Below are 19,294 nucleotides of genomic sequence, written 5' to 3' on the forward strand. Positions count from 1 at the left end.
GCATGAATTTCGCCGCCGCGCGCGTCACCGATCCGGCCGTCTTCGGCCGCGTCGCCGTGCTGATGGGCGGCACCAGTTCCGAGCGCGAGGTCTCGCTCGATTCCGGCCGCAACGTGCTGGAAGCGCTGCGTTCGCGCGGTGTCGACGCGTTCGCGGTCGACGGGATACCCGCGCTGATCGATGCGATCCGTGCGGATCGGGTCGATCGCGTCTTCAACATCCTCCATGGCAACAAGGGCGGTGGCGAAGACGGCGTGCTGCAGGGCCTGCTCGAAGCACTGGGCGTGCCGTACACCGGTTCGGACGTGCTCGGCTCGGCGCTGGCGATGGACAAGATCCGCACCAAGCAGGTGTGGTTGTCGCTGGGCCTGCCGACGCCGCGCTACGTGCGCCTCGAGAAGGGTGCCGACGTGCACGCCGCCGCGCGCGAGCTCGGCCTGCCGGTGATCGTGAAGCCCTCGTGCGAAGGCTCGAGCGTCGGCGTCTCGCGCGTGTTCAACGATGCCGACCTCGACTCCGCGGTGGAACTGGCCACGCGCTATCCCGGCGAGTTGTTGATGGAGCAGATGGTGGTCGGCGACGAACTCACCGTCGGCATCCTCGGCGATGGCACGGCGCACCAGGCGCTGCCGTCGATCCGGATCGTGCCCAAGGGCGAGTGGTACGACTACAACGCCAAGTACATTGCCGAGGACACGCAGTACCTGTGTCCCGGCCTGGAAGGCGATGCCGAAGCGGAAATCCGCCGCATCGCACTGGCGGCGTTCCTCGCCGCCGGCTGCACGGGCTGGGCCCGCGTCGACGTGATGCGGGATCGTAATAGCGGCAAGTTCTACCTGCTGGAAGTGAACACCGCGCCGGGCATGACCAGCCATTCGCTGGTGCCCAAGGCCGCGCGCCAGGTCGGCATCGGATTCGAGGACCTGTGCTGGCGGATCCTCGAGCAGGCCGTCGAAGCTCCGACCACGGAGGCCGCGCCGAAGTGAACGCGCTGCTGCGCATCGCCGGTTGGATCCTCGCGGTCGCCCTGGTCGTGCTGCCGGTCGTGGCCGTGCTCAACGGCTGGGTCGGCGCGGGCCACTGGCCGTTGACGCGACTGCAGGCCACGGGCGAATTCCACCGCGTCGACGGTGCGCTGTTGCGGAAGACGCTGCTGCCCTATGCGAAGCGCGGCTTCTTCGCGGTCGATCTCGAATCCGCGCAGGATGCCGTCGCCAGGCTGCCGTGGGTCGAAACCGCCGAAGTGCGCAAGCGCTGGCCCGACGTGCTCGAAGTGCGCGTGGTCGAACACAAGCCGTTCGCACGCTGGGGCACCGACCGCGTGCTCTCCGAGCATGGCCGCCTGTTTCCCGCCAAGGGGATCGTGGTGCCGGACGGCCTGCCGCAATTCTCCGGCCCGGAAGCGCGCAGCGCCGAGGTGGTCGAGCTCTACAACGAGTCGCGCGAGTTGTTCGCCAAGGTCGGCATCGACGTGCGCGAAGTCGCACTGGATCCGCGCGGCAGCTGGACGCTGGGGCTGACCAACGGCGCCGTCGTCATCGTCGGCCGCAGCGAAGCGCGCGCCCGTCTCGATCGATTCGTGCGCCTGCTGCCCCAGTTGCTGACGCAGAACACGCAGCAGCTCGCGCGCGCCGACCTCCGTTACACCAATGGTTTCGCGCTGACGTGGAAGCCGGCTCCGGCCCAGGCCTACATCGACGCGCCGCAAGTTCAGGGAAATACATGAATCGCAAGGGCGACAAATCGCTGATCGTGGGACTCGACATCGGCACCTCCAAGGTGGTGGCGCTGGTGGGCGAGTATTCGCCCAATGAAGGCCGCCCCGGCGCACCGATCGAAGTCATCGGCATCGGCTCGCACGAATCGCGCGGACTCAAGCGTGGCGTGGTGGTCGACATCGAATCGACGGTGCAGTCGATCCAGCGCGCGATCGAGGAAGCCGAGCTGATGGCCGGCTGCGAGATCCGTTCGGTCTACGCCTCGATCTCAGGCAGCCACATCCAGTGCCGCAACTCGCAGGGCATCGCGCCGATCCGCGATGGCGAGGTGACCTACGGCGACCTCGACCGGGTCCTCGAAGCGGCCAAGGCCGTGGCGATCCCCGCCGACCAGAAGATCCTGCACGCGATCCCGCGCGATTACGTGCTCGACGATTCTCAGGAGGGCATCCGCAATCCCGTCGGCATGACCGGCGTGCGCCTGGAGGTGCATGCGCACCTGGTCGTGTGCGCGCAGTCGGCCGCCGCCAACATCAGCAAGTGCGTGCAGCGCTGCGGCCTGCAGGTCGACGACCTCGTGCTCAGCGTGCTCGCATCGAGCACTGCGGTGCTCACCAGCGACGAGCGCGAGCTCGGCGTGGTCCTGGTCGACATCGGCGCCGGCACCACCGACATCGCGGTGTTCGTGCAGGGCGCGATCGCGCACAGCGCGAGCCTGCCGATCGCCGGCGACAAGGTCACCGAGGACATCGCGCACATGCTGCGCACGCCCACGCCCGAAGCCGAACAGATCAAGGTCCGTTACGCCTGCGCGCTGGCGCAGATGGCGACCGCGGAAGAATCGATCCAGGTGCCGAGCGTGGGCGACCGCCCGCCGCGGCGCATGCCGCGCGCGTCGCTGGCGCAGGCGGTGCAGGCCCGCTACGAGGAAATCTTCGAAATGATCCAGGCCGAACTGCGTCGCAGCGGCTTCGAGCAGCACGTGCGTGCGGGCATGGTGCTCACCGGCGGCGCCGCGAAGATGGAAGGCGTGGTCGAGCTGGCCGAGGAAATGCTGCAGATGCCGGTGCGCGTGGGCATCCCGCAGCACGTCACCGGCCTGGGCGAGGTGGTCGGCAACCCGGTGCATGCCACCGGCGTCGGCCTGCTGCTGATGGGCAGCCAGATCGAAAACCCGCGGCGCCCGACGATTTCCGCGGGTCGTGCCGGCAGCCTCTTCAACCGGCTGAAGAGCTGGTACCGGGGCGAATTCTGATTCGAGCGCTGCCGCGAAGGCGCGGCGGTGCGGTGGCAGGTGGAAGGGCGACTTGCAGTTCTTGAGAGCAACTTGGCATCCCCCGATCAATCACTAGCAACACATAACAAGAGGACGAGGACATGGCACATTTCGAATTGTTGGAGAAGATGGCCCCGAACGCGGTGATCAAGGTCGTCGGCGTCGGCGGTGGCGGTGGCAACGCCGTCGCGCACATGGTCAACGGCAGCGTCGACGGCGTGGAGTTCATCACCGCCAATACCGACGCGCAGGCAATCAAGAACTGCGGCGCGAAGCTGCAGTTGCAGCTCGGCAGCAATGTCACCAAGGGCCTGGGTGCAGGCGCCAATCCGGAGGTTGGTCGTCAGGCAGCCCTGGAAGACCGCGAACGCATCATGGATGCGCTGACCGGCGCCGACATGGTGTTCATCACCGCCGGCATGGGTGGCGGCACCGGCACCGGCGCAGCACCGGTCGTGGCGCAGCTCGCCAAGGAGATGGGCATCCTGACCGTGGCCGTGGTCACCAAGCCGTTCCCGTTCGAAGGCCGCCGCCGCATGCAGGTCGCGCTCAAGGGCATCGAGGAGCTGTCGCACCACTGCGATTCGCTGATCACGATCCCGAACGAGAAGCTGATCACCGTGCTCGGCCGCAACGCCACCATGATCCAGGCCTTCCGCGCCGCCAACGACGTGCTGCTCGGCGCCGTGCAGGGCATCGCCGACCTGATCGTGCGTCCGGGCCTGATCAACGTCGACTTCGCCGACGTGCGCACCGTGATGTCCGAGATGGGCCTGGCGATGATGGGCACCGGCTCGGCACGCGGCGACGATCGCGCCCAGGCCGCGGCGGAATCCGCGATCCAGAATCCGCTGCTCGACGACGTCAACCTGTCCGGCGCCAACGGCATCCTGGTCAACATCACCGCCGGTCCGGACTTCACCATGGCCGAGTTCGATGAAGTCGGCCGCACGATCGAGAACTTCGCCTCCGAGGACGCCACGGTGGTCATCGGCACCGTGCTCGATCCGGACATGCAGGACGAGGTCAAGGTCACCGTGGTCGCCACCGGCCTCAACCGCGCCGTGGTCCGCCAGCCGATCCGCCATGGCGAGCGTGCCGACTTCAGCGATGCCCGCCAGCGTCCGCAGGTCGAACTCGTCCGCACCCAGGTCAAGCGCGATGGCACCACCGGCCTGCCGATCGATGCGGTGTCCGATGGCTTCCTGGGTGGCCCGCCGTCGTTCGCCGGCAGCCTGCGTGGCGGCAGCCGCGTGAGCGAGCCGGCGGCGCCCGCCGTGGCCGACTTCGGCGGCAGTGATAGCTACCTGGACATCCCGGCGTTCCTGCGCCGCCAGGCCGACTGATTGATAGGCGGGCCTGTGACCCGCTGTTGTACCCGCGAAAGCGTCGGTGGTTTGCCACCGACGCGGCTTCAGTGTCAGGGGACCGAGGAATCGGTCCCGGGTCGGCCGGACTCGTCCCCGGCCGGCTTGAACCCTGGGCTCCTGGCCGCCTGTGCCCGGAGATCTTGCGCCGGTCGGCATCTGCCGACCGGCTTTTTCCATCCCCGGCGTCCGGTCCGGGTCGGCGGGAAACGTGACGACACCCCCGCAAAACGGGTTTTGTGATATGTCTTTTTCGTTAAGGTTCAGCCAGCTGCGTGTTAACCTTGCCGCCCCGTTTTCAGGGCGCCCTGTGCGCTCGGGAACGTCCGACAAGAACAAAGTCCCGATCCCCCGATCCCAGGGCTGACACCGACCGATGCTTCGCCAGCGCACCCTCAAGAATGTGATCCGCGCCACCGGCGTGGGCCTGCACAGTGGTGAGAAAGTTTTCCTCACCTTGCGTCCGGCCCCGGTGGATGCCGGCATCGTATTCCGCCGCATCGACCTCGACCCCGTCGTCGAGGTGCCCGCGCGTGCGGACCTCGTCACCGAGACCGTGCTGTGCACCGGCCTGAGTAGCGGTGCCGGCAAGGTGATGACGGTCGAGCACCTGCTCTCGGCGCTCGCCGGCCTGGGCATCGACAACTGCTATATCGATCTGTCTGCCCCGGAAGTGCCGATCATGGATGGCTCGGCCGGTCCCTTCGTGTTCCTGCTGCAATCGGCAGGCATCCGCGAGCAGGAAGCGCCCAAGCGTTTCATCCGCGTGAAGCGCCCGGTGGAAGTGCGCGACGGCGACAAGATCGCCCGCTTCGAACCGCACGACGGCTTCCGCATCGGTTTCACCGTGGTCTTCGACCACCCGGCCATCCCGGCCACGCAGTCGCGTGCCGAAGTCGAGTTCTCCACGGCCTCCTATGTAAAGGAAGTCAGCCGCGCCCGTACCTTCGGCTTCATGCGCGACCTCGAATACATGCGCGAACGCAACCTCGGCCTGGGCGGGTCGATGGACAATGCGATCGTGCTCGACGAATTCCGCGTCCTCAACGACGACGGGCTGCGTTACGCGGACGAGTTCGTCCGCCACAAGATCCTCGATGCGGTGGGCGACCTGTACCTGGCCGGCCGCCCGATCATCGGTGCCTTCGAGGGCTACAAGTCGGGCCACGCCCTCAATAACAAGCTGGTCCGCGCCCTGCTGGCCGAACGCTCGGCTTGGGAAGAAGTGAGCTTCGCCGACGAAAGCCAGCCGGCTCCTGTGGTCTACGGCTCCCCGCAGATCGTCTGATCGGCCCCGTTTCGAAAGGGCTGGGTTGGCGAATCCTCGCCAGAGCCGTGGCGCAATGCAGCAACCGGCTCCTTGGCCATCCTTCTGAATCCGTTCTAGCGGCGATCGCCGCGGCGATGCCCCATCCGGGGGATTCCCCCTAGCGCGACCTTGGTCACAGAGATGAACCTTGGCGGCCCGACTAACCGAACCTTAACGTTTTTCTGCCAACTCGCTTCCTGATTCTTAACAAAATCAGGGGGGTGGGCCGATAGGATGCGCCCGACCGAATGATTGGCCCAGGCAGCACTAAAACGCAGTTTGGGTAAAGAACCGGTCAATCGGCGTCATCGGAGCCCGAAGGGTCGGGCTGTTGAAGGGACGCCAGGGCGGCTTGCAGGGCATCGTGCGCCGTCTTCGACATCGGTCGCGTTTTGGCACTCGCCAGGGGTGGCGGGACCGCACCGGCCGACGGACTCAAGGTCGTCTTGACCACGAGTTCGGTCGCTTCAAGTCCGAGGGATCGGGCTGCGTCGAGAAGCTCAGGAGCAGCGAGCCGCAGTTTGGCCCGCCACACCGGAGCATCGACGACAAAAACGAGCCTGCCGCGCTCGAAGTTGGCCAACCGCGCATGCGGGGCCAGCGTCGGTGGCAGGAGGGGACGCAACTGACGGTCCAACCCGTCGAGCCAGAGGGCTCTACGGATCGGGTCACCAGCCGGTTCCGCAAGCAGCGCTTCGAGCGCGGCCTGCGGGGTGGAGGGGCGACGCGGTGTTGGAGATTTGGACACGTCAAGAACCGAATCGGACAGATGACCCATCCACTTATCGTAAACAAATTCCGCAAGAAGCCCCTTGCTCGGCTCGTTGACTCGATCAGCAGCCTCGGCGCTCGCCGACCGGCCGTGGCCGTCTGCGCGTTGCTGGGTGTGGGCTTCATTGCCGGCGGCGCCTCCGGCCTGCTCGGTACGGCCGGTCTGCGCATGCAGGTGGGCAACCAGCAGGCGCAGCTGGCCGCGTCGCGCCGCGAATCGCAGCGCGAGATCAATGCCCTGGCTGCCCGCCTCGGCGAACTGCAGGCCGAAGCCAACCGTCTCAACGCCCTGGGCGAGCGCCTGACCCGCATCGGCCAGCTGCAGGACGGTGAATTCAACTTCGACAAGCCGGTCGGCGTCGGTGGTACCGGTCCGGTCCGCGACATTTCCCGGCCGGAACTGCACGAAGGGCTCGATACCCTCAGCCGCCAGTTCGTCCAGTCGGGCGAGCAGCTGTCGGTGCTGGAATCGATGCTGTTCAACCGCCAGCTCGACATGAACTCCGTGCCGTCGCGCGAACCGATCGCCGACAGCTACATCACCTCGGGCTTCGGCCGCCGCGTCGATCCGATCGTCGGCGGCAGCCAGTTCCACAAAGGCATCGATTTCGAAGCCGACGTCGGCGATCCGGTGCTGGCCGTGGCCGATGGCGTCGTCAGCTTTGCCGGCGTGCGCTCGGGTTATGGCAACGTGATCGAGATCGACCACGGCAACGGCTACGTCACCCGTTACGCGCACAACTCGCGCCTGGAACACCACGTCGGCGAGCTGATTCGCGCCGGCCAGGAAATCGCCAAGGCCGGTTCCACCGGGCGTTCGACCGGCGCCCACGTGCACCTGGAAGTATGGAAGAACGGTCAGGCGGTCAATCCGCGCAATTTCCTGAGCCAGCATTCGCCGCTGGTCAACGGCTGAGGCCAACCAATTTCTCGAACGGCGCGCCCCAGGGTGCGCCGTTTTTCTTTGGGGCCTTCCGCGCCCGTGTGCGCCGGTTCAAATTGGTGACGGCCGTACCCTTGCAAGCGTCCAGGGTCGCCACCAGCTACAATTGACGTGCCAGAAAAGGGCGCCCGGCGCCCTTTTTCCTTTTCCGGGATCGAACGGCGCACGCCGCATCGAAACCCGACCCAGAATTCCGCTTTTAACGAGTCCTCCCGGCCCAACCATGCTCAACAGCCTGCTTACCCGCGTCTTCGGTAGCCGTAACGAACGCCTGCTCCGCCAGTTGCAACGCTCGGTCAACAAGATCAACGCCCTCGAGGCGGAGATGCAGAAGCTGTCCGATGACGAGCTGAAGGCCAAGACGCCCGAGTTCCAGCAGCGCATCCAGTCTGGCGAGTCGCTCGACAAGGTCCTGCCCGAGGCTTTCGCGGTCTGCCGCGAAGCCGCACAGCGCGTGCTCGGCATGCGCCACTACGACGTGCAGCTGATCGGCGGCATGGTCCTGCACCTGGGCAAGATCTCCGAAATGCGCACCGGCGAGGGCAAGACGCTCGTCGCCACGTTGCCGACCTATCTCAATGCGTTGGAAGGCAAGGGCGTCCACGTCATCACCGTGAACGATTACCTGGCCCGCCGCGACGCGGCCTGGATGGGCAAGCTCTACAACTGGCTGGGCCTGAGCGTCGGCGTCGTGTACCCCAACATGCCGCACTCGGACAAGCATGCCGCCTACGCAGCAGACATCACCTACGGCACCAACAACGAATTCGGCTTCGACTACCTGCGCGACAACATGGCGCTGTCGAAGGAAGACCGCTTCCAGCGCGGCCTGCATTACGCGATCGTCGACGAAGTCGACTCGATCCTGATCGACGAGGCGCGCACGCCGCTGATCATCTCGGGTCCGGCGGACGAATCGCCGGAGCTGTACATCAAGGTCAACCGCATCGTTCCTTCGCTGACCAAGCAGGAAACCGAAGAAGGCGAGGGCGATTACTGGGTCGACGAGAAGGGCAAGCAGGTCCACCTGTCCGAAGCCGGTCAGGAACATGCCGAAGACCTGCTGCGCAAGGCCGGCATCCTGCAGGGCGATGAAGACAGCCTGTACGGCGCGCAGAACCTGAGCGTCGTGCACCACCTCAACGCCGCGCTGCGCGCGCATGCCATCTACCAGCGCGACGTGGATTACATCGTGCGCGACGGCGAAGTGATCATCGTCGACGAATTCACCGGCCGCACGCTCGCCGGCCGCCGCTGGTCCGACGGCCTGCACCAGGCCGTGGAAGCGAAGGAAGGCGTGCCGGTGCAGCGCGAGAACCAGACGCTCGCCAGCATCACCTTCCAGAACCTGTTCCGCATGTACAAGAAGCTGTCCGGCATGACCGGTACGGCGGACACGGAAGCCTACGAGTTCCAGAGCATCTATGGTCTGGAAGTCATCGTGATTCCGACCCACCGTCCGATGGTGCGCAAGGATCATTCGGATGCGGTGTTCCTCAACCGCAACGGCAAGTACCGCGCGGTGCTCAACGAGATCCGCGAGGCGAACAAGCGCAACCAGCCGGTGCTGGTGGGCACGACCTCGATCGAAGTGTCGGAAATGCTCAGCGACCAGCTCAAGGAAGCCGGCATCCCGCACGAAGTGCTCAACGCAAAGCAGCACGAGCGCGAAGCGCACATCGTCGCGCAGGCGGGCCGTCCGGGCGCGGTCACCATCGCCACCAACATGGCAGGTCGCGGTACCGACATCGTGCTGGGCGGTTCGCTCGAGGCCGAGCTCGCCGCGCTTGAAACCGCCAACGGCGGTGAAGTCGACGAAGTAACCAAGCAGCGCATGAAATCCGAATGGTCGGCGCGCCACGAGGCGGTCAAGCAGGCCGGCGGCCTGCACATCGTCGGCACCGAGCGCCACGAGTCGCGCCGCATCGACAACCAGCTGCGTGGCCGTTCCGGTCGCCAGGGCGATCCGGGCTCCTCGCGCTTCTACCTGTCGCTCGAAGACAACCTGATGCGCATCTTCGCGGCCGACTGGGTGCAGAAGGCGATGGCGCGCATGGGCCTGAAGGAAGACGACGTCATCGAAAGCGGGCTCGTCACCAAGCAGATCGCCGGCGCGCAGCGCAAGGTGGAAGCGCACAACTTCGACATCCGCAAGAACCTGCTCGATTTCGACGACGTCAACAACGACCAGCGCAAGGTCATCTACGGCCAGCGCGACGAGCTGCTCGAAGCCGAGAGCGTGCAGGAGAACATCGAAGGCATCCGCGAAGACGTGGTGGCCGAGATCGTCCAGCGCCACGTGCCCGCGGAATCCGTGGATGAGCAGTGGGACCTGCCGGGCCTGCAGTCGACGATCGAGCAGGAATTCGGCCTGCAGGTACCCGTCGTGCAGATGGTGCATGACGCGAAGGAAATCGACGCGGAGACGATCACCGCGCGCGTGCAGGAAGCGGTCGCCGCGCATTTCTCGGATCGCGAGCAGCAGCTCGGTCCGGAAACCATGCGCATGCTCGAAAAACACATCATGCTCAACGTGCTCGACCAGAACTGGAAGGAGCACCTGGCCCGCATGGATTACCTGCGCCAGGGCATCCACCTGCGCGGCTACGCGCAGAAGCAGCCGAAGCAGGAATACAAGAAGGAAGCCTTCGAGCTCTTCAGCGACATGCTGGAGAAGGTGAAGCGCGAAGTGGTCACGCTGCTGGCGCGCGTGCGCATCCGCAGCGAAGAGGAAATCGCCGCGATGGAAGCGCAGGAACGTGCAGCGGCCGAGGCGCAGGCGCGGCAGATGCAGTTCCAGCATCCGGACATGGGCGGCTTCGGTGCCGATGAAGAGGCCGCGCAGGTCCAGGCCGCCAAGGCGAACGCCGCGTTCGCCAATGTCGGCCGCAACGATCCGTGCCCGTGCGGCAGCGGCAAGAAATACAAGCACTGCCACGGCCAGCTGGCCTGATTCAGCTCCTTCCCCTGCTTGCGGGGGAAGGCCGGGATGGGGGTAAGTGGTTTGCCATCAACCTCGTCGCCATACCCCCGCCCCAACCCTCCCCCGCAAGCGGGGGAGGGGACGAAACCCGTCGAAGTCGTCGCCGGGGTGATCCGCGACCTCCGCGGACGCATCCTTCTCGCCCGTCGAACCGAAGGCCGTGATCTCGCCGGCCTGTGGGAATTTCCCGGCGGCAAGCATGAGGTCGATGAAAGCGCCGAAACCGCCCTGGCGCGCGAGCTGCGCGAGGAGCTCGGCATCGAGATCGAAATCGGCGCGCCCCTGATCCGCGTGCCGCAAGCCTATCCGCATAAGCGCCTGTGCCTGGATGTGTACGGCGTGCAGGCGTGGCGTGGCACCGTGCGTGGCCTCGAGGGCCAGGCGCTGGCCTGGGTGCCGCCGCACAAGCTGGCCGACTACCCGATGCCGCCCGCCGATATCCCGGTGGTGGCGGCGCTGACCCAGCCGGATCGCTATCTCGTCACCCCCGAACCGGGCAACGACGACGACGTGTGGCTGGCCACGCTGGAGCGCGCGCTGGCCAACGGCATTCGCCGCGTGCAACTGCGTGCACCCGCATGCGAGCCACAACGCTGGCGATCGCTCGTCACGCAAGCCGTCGCGCGCTGCCGGGAAGTCGGAGCGCAAGTGCTGGTCAATGCGGATATCGAGCTCGCGCAATCACTGGGCATGGGACTGCATCTGCGCGCATCGCAGTTGGCTGGCCTCACGAAGCGGCCGCTTCCCGATGGAGGCGTGGTCGCGGCTTCGTGCCACACGCTCGAGGAACTGCTCGCCGCACAGGCCATCGGTTGCGACTTCGCCGTGGTCGGGGCGATCAGGCCGACCGCGAGCCACCCGGGAACCGCACCGCTGGGTTGGGAAGGTTTTGCCGGATTGCGCGAAGCCGTGTCGTTGCCGATCTATGCAATCGGTGGGCTGGTACCGGACGATATCGGCGAGGCGAGGCACCACGGCGCCCAAGGCATCGCGGCGATTCGCGGGCTGTGGCCGCACTGATCGAGCGTCGGCCTCACTCGGCAGCGGCGTCAGTAATGCATCGAATTCGCGGTATGGGCCTGGCGTGAGTGCTCAGGAGGATTCGGCCTGCAGAGCCAGCGCCCGGTATCGGCGGTCGAGCGCGGCCACCTGCTCGTCCAGCAGCTCCAGTCCGCCGGCGTTGACGATCACGTCGTCTGCGATTGCCAGCCGCTGCGCGCGTGACGCCTGTGCATTGATCATGCGCTCCGCCAGCGTTGCATCGATACCGTCGCGCTGCATCAGCCGGGCCCGCTGGATCTCCGTCGCGACGTCGACGACCAGGATGCGTTGCAACCACGGATAGGCTGCGCGACCACCGCCTTCCGCGAGGAGCGGGATCGCGGCGATGGCGTAGGGACCCTGCGCGGCCTCGCACTGGTGTTGCAGTTGCGCGCGCACCAGGGGATGGATGATCGACTCCAGGTGCCTGCGCGCGGCTTCGTCGCCGAATACGCGCTGGCGCATGCCGGCACGGTCCAGGCCGCCATCCGCCGTGAGCACGGACGGGCCAAATGCCGCCACGATGGCGGCCAATCCCGGGGAGCCCGGCGCGACCGCCGTGCGTGCCGCGACATCCGCGTCGGCGACGAGGACGCCCAGCGCCTCGAAGCGCCGCGTGACCTCACTCTTGCCGGAGGCGACGCCGCCGGTAACGCCGATGATGCAATCGCTCATGCCGGGATTCTCGCCGAACGACGCGGGCTTTGCGCGCGCTCGCAGGCCTGATGCCAATCGCCAGACACCCTGCCTCGGTGTGTGGGCAGGGCAGGGGCACAGTGCCGTCGACCAGGGCTTCGCCGAAGGGCTGGCTCAGCCCAACCCGGAAATGCGCAGATAGGCGTCGATCATCTTCTGTCCCCAGAAGAACACGATCCAGCCGGCAATCGCCAGGTAGGGACCGAACGGAATCGGCACCGAGCGGTCGCGCCCCTTCATGGCCAGCCAGATCGAACCGATCACCGCGCCCACCAGCGAGGACAGCAGGATCGTCGGCAATATGCCCTTCAATCCGGTCCACGCGCCGATCGCCGCCAGCAGCTTGAAGTCGCCGTGCCCCATGCCCTCCTTGCCGGTGAGCTGTTTGAACAACCACCACACCGACCACAGGCTGATGTAGCCCGCCACCGCGCCGAGTAGCGCCGGTTTCACCGGCATGTACAGATTGTCGGAGGCTGCGATCAGGCCCAGCCACATCAGCGGCAACGTCAGGCTGTCGGGCAGCAGTTGCGTGCGCAGGTCGATCCCCGACATCGCAACCAGGAAGCCGGTGAACACGATCGCCCCGAAGCCCTGCCAGCCAAAGCCGAATCGCCACACCGCCGCCACGAACAGCAGCATCGTCAGCAGTTCGACCAGCGGATACTGCGCAGAGATCGGCGCCTTGCAGTGGCGGCATTTGCCGCGCAACACCAGCCAGCTGAAGACCGGGATGTTTTCGTACCAGCTCAGCTGGTGCTTGCAGTGCGGGCAGTGCGAAGGCTCGACCACGATGCCTGGGGGCGGCGGGTCATAGACCTCCGGCTCCTCCAGCACTTCGCGCGCCTCGCGCTTCCATTCCCACTCCAGCCGCTTGGGCAGGCGCAGGATCACCACATTGAGAAAGCTGCCCACGAGCAGCCCGAAGCCCGCCACCAGCGGATAGCCGATGGCGGGGTTCTGGTCCAGGAATGCCATCTATCAGGGAGCCTGTCTGAGTATCAGCCGACGACGGCGCCGAGCTTGAAGATCGGGAGGTACATGGCGATGACCATGCCGCCGACCACCACGCCGAGGAACACCATGATCATCGGCTCGAGCAGGCTGGATAGTGCGTCCACCGCGTTGTTCACTTCTTCCTCGTAGAACTCGGCGACCTTGAACAACATCGTATCCAGAGCGCCGGCTTCTTCGCCGATCGCCGTCATCTGCACGACCATGTGTGGGAAGAGATTGACCTGCTTCATCGCCATGTTGAGCTGGTAACCCACCGACACGTCATCGCGGATGCGGAGGACTGCGGTCTCATACACGCCGCTGCCGGTCGCACCGGCCACGGATTCCAGTGCTTCCACCAGGGGGACGCCCGCGCGGAAGGTCACGGCCAATGTCCGCGAGAATCGCGAAATCGCCGAGTTGTGCATGATCTGCCCGATGACGGGGATCTTGAGCAGCGCCCGATCGAGAAACCGGGCGAAGGTGGTGGATCGATTCTTGGCCATGATGAGCGCGACGGCTGTGGCCACCGCCACCAGCAGGCCCAGCCACCACCATTGGACCGTGAACTCGCTGATCGCAACCACGAACGCCGTGGGCGCCGGCAAGTCCGCACCAAACTGCGCGAACACATCCTTGAAGGTGGGTACGACGAAGATCAGCAGGATGGCGCTGACGATGATGGCGACGGCGACGACCATCGTGGGATAGAACATCGCCTTCTTGATCTTGCTCTTGATGCTCTCGATGTTTTCCTTGTACGTGGCCACCGTGTCGAGCACGGTTTCCAGCACACCCGCCGCTTCGCCAGCCTTCACCAGGTTGCGAAACAGCTCATCGAACTGCACGGGATACTTGCTCAGTGCCTCGTGCAGGGACGAGCCGCCTTCGATTTCGGTACGCAGGCCGTTGACCAGGTCACGCATCTTGGGATTCTTCTGCCCCCCGCCCATGATCTCCAGCGCCTGCACGATCGGCACGCCCGACTTGATCATGGTCGCCAGCTGGCGGGCAAACACGGCGATGTCGCCGGGAGTGATGCGCTTGCCGGCCCCGCCAAAAAGGGGCTTGCCCTTGGTCTTGATCGTCCCGGGCGTTATGCCCTGGCGGCGCAGCTCGGCGCGAACGACATTCGCGTTCCTCGCGGCCTGCTCGCCCTTCATCTTTATGCCGCGTTTGTCTGTCCCCTCCCAGACAAAGGTGGGAATGGAGTCGGTGCGACGGACAGTCGCGGGCTTGGCGGCGGTGCGGGTAGCGGACATGGCTTAGTCCTTGGTGACGCGGTTGATTTCAGCGAGGCTGGTGACGCCGTTCTTGACCTTGAGCAGGGCGGAGTCGCGGAGATCCGGGATGCCGGCCGCGCGGGCGGCCTCGGCGATCTTCAAGGCCCCGCCACCCTCCAGAACGATGCGCTGGATTTCGTCGGACATCGGCATCACCTGGTAGATGCCGGTACGACCCTTGTAGCCTTCGGTACAGTCCGGACAGCCGACGGGCTCATAGATCTTCATCCCGGCGGCAATTTCCTCATGGGTAAAGCCTTCGGCCAGCAGGGCGTGTTCGGGCACCGTAGCTACCCGTTTGCAGTCGTGCAGGCGGCGCGCCAGGCGCTGGGCGATCACCAGCGTCACCGATGAGGTGATGTTGAATGGGGCGACGCCCATGTTCATGAGGCGGGCGATGGTCTGCGGTGCGTCATTGGTGTGCAGCGTGGACAGCACCATGTGGCCTGTCTGGGCGGCCTTGACACCGATCTCCGCCGTCTCCAGGTCGCGGATTTCGCCGACCATGATCACGTCCGGGTCCTGGCGCAGGAAGCTGCGCAGCGCGGCGGCGAAGGTCATGCCGCGCTTGACGTTCATCTGCACCTGGTTGATGCCAGGGACGCGGATTTCGACCGGGTCCTCTACCGTCGAGATATTGCGCTGCTCGTCGTTGAGGATGTTGAGCGCGGTGTAGAGCGATACGGTCTTGCCGGAGCCGGTGGGGCCGGTGACCAGCACCATGCCATAAGGCTTTTTTATGGCCGCGAGGAACAGTTCCTTCTGCTGCTCTTCATAGCCGAGCTTGTCGATGCCCAGCCGGGCGGCGCTGGCATCGAGGATACGCAACACGATCTTCTCGCCGAACAGCGTCGGCAGCGTGCTGACGCGGAAGTCGATCTGCTTGGTCTTGGACAGGTTCAGCTTGATGCGTCCGTCCTGCGGGATGCGCTTTTCGGCGATGTCCAGCTGGGCCATGACCTTGAGGCGTGCGGCGATACGCGCCTGCAATTTCACCGGCACTTTGGCGACCTGCTTCAGCAGGCCATCGATGCGCAGGCGCACGCGGTATTCGGTTTCGTAGGGTTCGAAATGTATGTCGGACGCGCCGCGGCGAATGGCGTCGACCAGCACCTTGTTGATGAACTTGACGACCGGGGTATCGTCGCCCTTGGCATCGACGCCGCTGTCATTGGCGAGGTCCTCGTCACCGCCGGTGGAGGAGAGGTTTTCCATCCCCTCGTCGTCGTCGCTGGCGAGCACGTCGGCCGTGGCCAGCCACTGCTCGATGGTGCGATGGATCTTGTCCTCATCGACCAGGATGGCTTCGACCACCAGGTTGCTCTGGAACTTGATCTCGTCCAGCGCCACCGTGTTGGTCGGGTCGGCAATGCCGACGAACAAGCGGTTGCCACGCTTGAACATCGGCAACACGTTGTGCTTGCGGATCAGTTCTTCATTGACCAGCTTGATCGCGGACTGATTGGGGTCGAGGGCGGAGACGTCGAACAAGGGCACGCCGAATTCAAACGAATTGGCGGCCGCCAGCTGCGCCATCGACACCAGTCGCTTTTCGGACAAATACAGTGGAAGCGGCTTGCGCTCAGCCGCGGCGCTGGCCATGGCCTCGCGGGCCGGCTGTTCTTCCAGGGCGCCATCCAGCACCAGGCGCCGGGCAATGCCGGTGATGCCCACCAGGTTGGTGGTAACGGCACTCATTGGATTCTCCCGCAATACATCCCCAAGGCGAATGTAGCGCAAAACGGCAGCTGCGGCGTACGGAATTTGCGCACGTTTTCGAGGTTTCCGGGCAAAAAAAGACCCCGGCCAGAGCCGGGGTCCCTGAAGCGCGTTCAGAAGCGAACGTGGCTTAGGTGCAGGCCTTCGGCTTCACTTCGACGTTGGCGTTGGAGGTGCACACCCACTGGCCGGTGGCCGAGGTGTAGGTCATGGTGACCGTCTTGCCAGCAGCCTTGGTGGCAACGCCGGCAGCGGCCATGGTCGCGACGATGGCGCACGGATCGGCGCCATTGGCAGTGATCCCGGAAACGTACTTGCCGGTGGTCACGGTACCGCCCGGGATAACGCAGGAGTTAGCGGCAGTGGCGTCGTTGGCGAACGCTTCGGCGACCGGGGTCTTCAGGCCGCCGGCCAGGGTCACGGCTTCGGCCAGCTGCGAGCGGGCGGTGTAGTCGTTGTACTGCGGGATGGCGATCGCGGCCAGGATGGCGATGATGGCCACGACGATCATCAGTTCGATGAGGGTAAAGCCTTGCTGCTTCTTCATGGTGTATCCCCTAGGAGTGGTTGTACTTCACGTGCCTGCAGGTCCGGCTGTTCCGGTCCGTCGGCCTTGCCGTGCTTGGCTGCACGTGCCCAGAGTAGTACGCACGGGGCGTGCCAATGCCGTTCAGCCCCGACTTTCGATGCAAATTGCCCACCCCATCACGTACCTTCACCTGGGCTGAACGATTGGGTGACGCTCTGCGTCACCCATCTCGCTTTGGACTGACCCAGGGCGTCAGGTCGGGTTCAGCCCGAGGGAATTGCAACCGCGACCGGGCGGATGATCTGGCCGGTGCGCGCGTCAAGCAGCAGCGCGGCGCCACCGCGAGAGGAGTAGAGGGGAACCAGGGCCAGGTCGGAGATGGGCAGGCCGGTGGAGCGGGCCATGGCCTGCAGGGTCCCGCGATCCTGGGCGGAAAGTTTTTCCAGTGTCAGCGTGATCGGCGGCGTGTTCGCCAGCAGGGTGGCGACGACCTTTTCGTGCGGCAGGTAATTGGCGGGTACGAACTGCATGTCCTTGCCGGCGAGGGCGAGCTCCAGGGCCTTTTCGCGCTCCTTCGGGTCCGTGGGTATCACGATGCCCACGGCGCGCGCACCAAACATAGGCAGGGTGCGGAATTGTGGTTTGGCGGCCGGCAGGTCCGCCGGGTCGATTTCGTTGGCGAAGACCAGATCGAAGTACTTGCCCGAATCGACAAAATAGATGGGGCGCGATTCCCACAGGGTGCGCAGACCGAAACCCAATGCCGCGACCTGGAGAAGTGCGATCACGGTCAGGTCGAATTTGAGGCTCTTTTTGCCCTGCTTGTAGATGATCAGGGTCAGCAGCGGGCCTATCACCACGTCGACGCCGGCGATGATCAGCAGCAGCTTGTCGGCATTGGCCATGTGGAACAGGCCGGGTGGATACCAGCGCCAGACCAGCACGGCGGCGATGGTGCACAGGACGAGGACGCTCAGGGTGAGATGGATGGCGGAGGCTTTCCAGCGGGTCATGGCTTGTTTGGCAGGCAGGTGGATGGAAGCCCCTGACGGGGCGCGCGTTGTACGGCCAGTAACATAGACAAAGGGCCGCGATTTGTGGCGGCCCTTCGTGTGATGCAGTTTGGAACAGCGGCGACGCGCTTCGCGCAGATCAGTCGATCCCCAGCTTCTTCAGCTTGTAGCGCAACGCCCGGAACGTGATCCCCAGCGCCGCTGCCGTCCGCGTCTTGTTGAAGCGGTTTTCCTGCAACGCCTGTTCGATGGCCTGGCGCTCCATCTGCTCGATGTATTCGGGCAGGCGGCTGCTGGCGGTTTCGCGCGCGCTGAGTTGGCGGGGGTCGAAGGCGGCGTGGGTGCCGGTGGCGCGGGGGTCGGTCGGCGGGGGCACGTTGGCGGGGGCGCGCGCAAGCGCGCCGGGCGGGGCGCCGAACACGGTCGAGTGGCCGGCGGCGATGGCGGCCGAGACAGCGGTCTGCGGCTGCGGCAGGCGCAGGTCGGAGGCTTCGATGCGGTCATCGTCGGCCATGGCCAGCGCGCGTTCGAGGACGTTTTCGAGCTCGCGGACGTTGCCGGGGAACGGGTGCGCACGCAGCGCGTCGAGGGCGGCCGCGGACAGCGTGGGGACGGGGCGGCCCTGTGCGCCGGCGAGGCGGTTCAGGACGCGCTGGGCCAGGCCGGGCAGGTCTTCGAGGCGCTCGCGCAGCGGCGGGACGCGCAGCTCGATGACGTTGATGCGGTAGTAGAGGTCATGGCGGAAGCGGCCATCCTCGGTCAGGGCGGCCAGGTTCTTGTGCGTCGCCGAGAGGATGCGGACGTCGACATTGACTTCGGCATTGGCGCCGACCGGGCGGATCGACTTTTCCTGGATCGCGCGCAGCAGCTTGACCTGCATCGCCAGCGGCAGCTCGGCGACTTCATCCAGGAACAGCGTGCCGCCGTCGGCCGCCTGGAACAGGCCGGGCTTGTCGGCGTGGGCGCCGGTGAAGCTGCCCTTCTTGTGGCCGAAGAACTCGCTTTCCATCAGTTCGGCGGGGATCGCGCCGCAGTTCACCGGCACGAAGGGGCCGTTGGCGCGGGGGCCTTGGTCGTGGATGGTGCGCGCGGTCAGTTCCTTGCCGACGCCGGACTCGCCGGCGATGTAGACCGGGGCCTGGCTGCGCGCGACCTTGGCGATGGTCTGGCGCAGGGTCGCGATGGCCGGGGAGTCGCCGAAGAAGCGGGCGGCGACCGGGTCGGCCGCGGCGATGGTGCGGCGCTTCTCGCGCAGGTCCAGGGCGTGGCGCACGAGGTCGCGCAGCACCGACAGGTCGACCGGCTTGGCAACGAAGTCGAAAGCGCCGGCCCTGAGCGCTTCCACCGCGGCTTCGACGTTGCCGAAGGCGGTGATCATGGCGACCGGGGTGTTGGGGCACTTGTGGCTGATCTCGGCCACCAGCTCCATGCCCGAACCGTCCGGCAGGCGCATGTCGGTCAGGCACAGGTCATAGGAATTCGCGGCGAGCTGGGCTCGCGCATCGGCCAGGGTAGCGGCGGTATCGCATCGCAGGCCCATGCGGCCCAGGGTCATGACGAGCAGTTCGCGGATATCGCGCTCGTCGTCGACTATCAATGCACTGCGTGTTTCAGTCATCCGCTCCTCCGCGCCGGCGACACGATAGCGGA

General features: G+C 65.7%; 16 protein-coding genes. 8 read left to right on the top strand and 8 right to left on the bottom strand.

The genetic code is table 11. The features are described 5' to 3' along the window. Positions 1 to 2 precede the first annotated feature (2 nt). The 5 genes from ACYVGE_RS01010 (at position 3) to lpxC (ending at position 5,649) form a co-directional block, all read left to right on the top strand. Positions 3 to 986, top strand: a complete 984-nt coding sequence (locus ACYVGE_RS01010; RefSeq protein WP_460727255.1) for a D-alanine--D-alanine ligase — start codon at positions 3 to 5, stop codon at positions 984 to 986. Further along, entirely contained in the window at positions 983 to 1,726 is a 744-nt protein-coding gene (locus tag ACYVGE_RS01015) for a cell division protein FtsQ/DivIB (RefSeq protein ID WP_460726259.1), read from the top strand. Before ACYVGE_RS01010 ends, ACYVGE_RS01015 begins: the two co-directional genes overlap by 4 nt. Then, complete coding sequence (gene ftsA, locus ACYVGE_RS01020; RefSeq protein WP_310050816.1) at positions 1,723 to 2,973, top strand: cell division protein FtsA; 1,251 nt, start codon at positions 1,723 to 1,725, stop codon at positions 2,971 to 2,973. The genes ACYVGE_RS01015 and ftsA overlap by 4 nt, the downstream gene beginning before the upstream one ends. Before the next feature lie 122 nt (positions 2,974 to 3,095). Continuing rightward, complete coding sequence (gene ftsZ / locus ACYVGE_RS01025; protein WP_460726262.1) at positions 3,096 to 4,340, top strand: cell division protein FtsZ; 1,245 nt, start codon at positions 3,096 to 3,098, stop codon at positions 4,338 to 4,340. A gap of 397 nt (positions 4,341 to 4,737) precedes the next feature. Next, complete coding sequence (gene lpxC, locus ACYVGE_RS01030) at positions 4,738 to 5,649, top strand: UDP-3-O-acyl-N-acetylglucosamine deacetylase (protein ID WP_460726264.1); 912 nt, start codon at positions 4,738 to 4,740, stop codon at positions 5,647 to 5,649. Positions 5,650 to 5,965: 316 nt separating this feature from the next. Here lpxC and ACYVGE_RS01035 read toward each other — a convergent pair whose 3' ends face one another. Then, complete coding sequence (locus tag ACYVGE_RS01035) at positions 5,966 to 6,448, bottom strand: DciA family protein (RefSeq protein ID WP_460726265.1); 483 nt, start codon at positions 6,446 to 6,448, stop codon at positions 5,966 to 5,968. Here ACYVGE_RS01035 and ACYVGE_RS01040 point away from each other — a divergent pair. From ACYVGE_RS01040 to ACYVGE_RS01050, 3 genes are all read left to right on the top strand, one after another. Next, positions 6,440 to 7,357, top strand: a complete 918-nt coding sequence (locus tag ACYVGE_RS01040) for a peptidoglycan DD-metalloendopeptidase family protein (RefSeq protein WP_430537904.1) — start codon at positions 6,440 to 6,442, stop codon at positions 7,355 to 7,357. The genes ACYVGE_RS01035 and ACYVGE_RS01040 overlap by 9 nt on opposite strands. A 250-nt stretch (positions 7,358 to 7,607) precedes the next feature. Next, complete coding sequence (gene secA / locus ACYVGE_RS01045) at positions 7,608 to 10,337, top strand: preprotein translocase subunit SecA (RefSeq protein WP_460726268.1); 2,730 nt, start codon at positions 7,608 to 7,610, stop codon at positions 10,335 to 10,337. 51 nt (positions 10,338 to 10,388) lie between these two features. Next, positions 10,389 to 11,387, top strand: coding sequence for a Nudix family hydrolase (locus ACYVGE_RS01050; protein ID WP_460726270.1), 999 nt, complete (start codon positions 10,389 to 10,391; stop codon positions 11,385 to 11,387). A gap of 72 nt (positions 11,388 to 11,459) precedes the next feature. Here the strand turns inward: ACYVGE_RS01050 and coaE are convergent, their stop codons facing one another. From coaE to ACYVGE_RS01085, 7 genes are all read right to left on the bottom strand, one after another. Further along, positions 11,460 to 12,083 carry a dephospho-CoA kinase gene (coaE, locus tag ACYVGE_RS01055; protein ID WP_460726272.1) on the bottom strand — a complete coding sequence of 208 codons (624 nt, stop codon included), beginning with the start codon at positions 12,081 to 12,083 and terminating at the stop codon, positions 11,460 to 11,462. Between the two features lie 135 nt (positions 12,084 to 12,218). After that, the gene (locus ACYVGE_RS01060; protein WP_460726273.1) at positions 12,219 to 13,082 is read right to left on the bottom strand and encodes a prepilin peptidase; all 864 of its coding nucleotides are present in this window, start codon (positions 13,080 to 13,082) and stop codon (positions 12,219 to 12,221) included. A gap of 23 nt (positions 13,083 to 13,105) precedes the next feature. Beyond that, positions 13,106 to 14,362, bottom strand: coding sequence for a type II secretion system F family protein (locus tag ACYVGE_RS01065; RefSeq protein WP_460726275.1), 1,257 nt, complete (start codon positions 14,360 to 14,362; stop codon positions 13,106 to 13,108). Between the two features lie 3 nt (positions 14,363 to 14,365). Then, complete coding sequence (pilB, locus tag ACYVGE_RS01070; protein WP_460726277.1) at positions 14,366 to 16,081, bottom strand: type IV-A pilus assembly ATPase PilB; 1,716 nt, start codon at positions 16,079 to 16,081, stop codon at positions 14,366 to 14,368. Between the two features lie 151 nt (positions 16,082 to 16,232). Next, positions 16,233 to 16,649, bottom strand: coding sequence for a pilin (locus ACYVGE_RS01075; RefSeq protein ID WP_460726279.1), 417 nt, complete (start codon positions 16,647 to 16,649; stop codon positions 16,233 to 16,235). Between the two features lie 245 nt (positions 16,650 to 16,894). Further along, the gene (locus ACYVGE_RS01080) at positions 16,895 to 17,644 is read right to left on the bottom strand and encodes a hypothetical protein (RefSeq protein WP_460726281.1); all 750 of its coding nucleotides are present in this window, start codon (positions 17,642 to 17,644) and stop codon (positions 16,895 to 16,897) included. A gap of 139 nt (positions 17,645 to 17,783) precedes the next feature. Next, complete coding sequence (locus ACYVGE_RS01085) at positions 17,784 to 19,262, bottom strand: sigma-54-dependent transcriptional regulator (RefSeq protein WP_460726283.1); 1,479 nt, start codon at positions 19,260 to 19,262, stop codon at positions 17,784 to 17,786. Between the last annotated feature and the right edge of the window lie 32 nt (positions 19,263 to 19,294).

Source organism: Lysobacter rhizosphaerae (assembly GCF_054779795.1).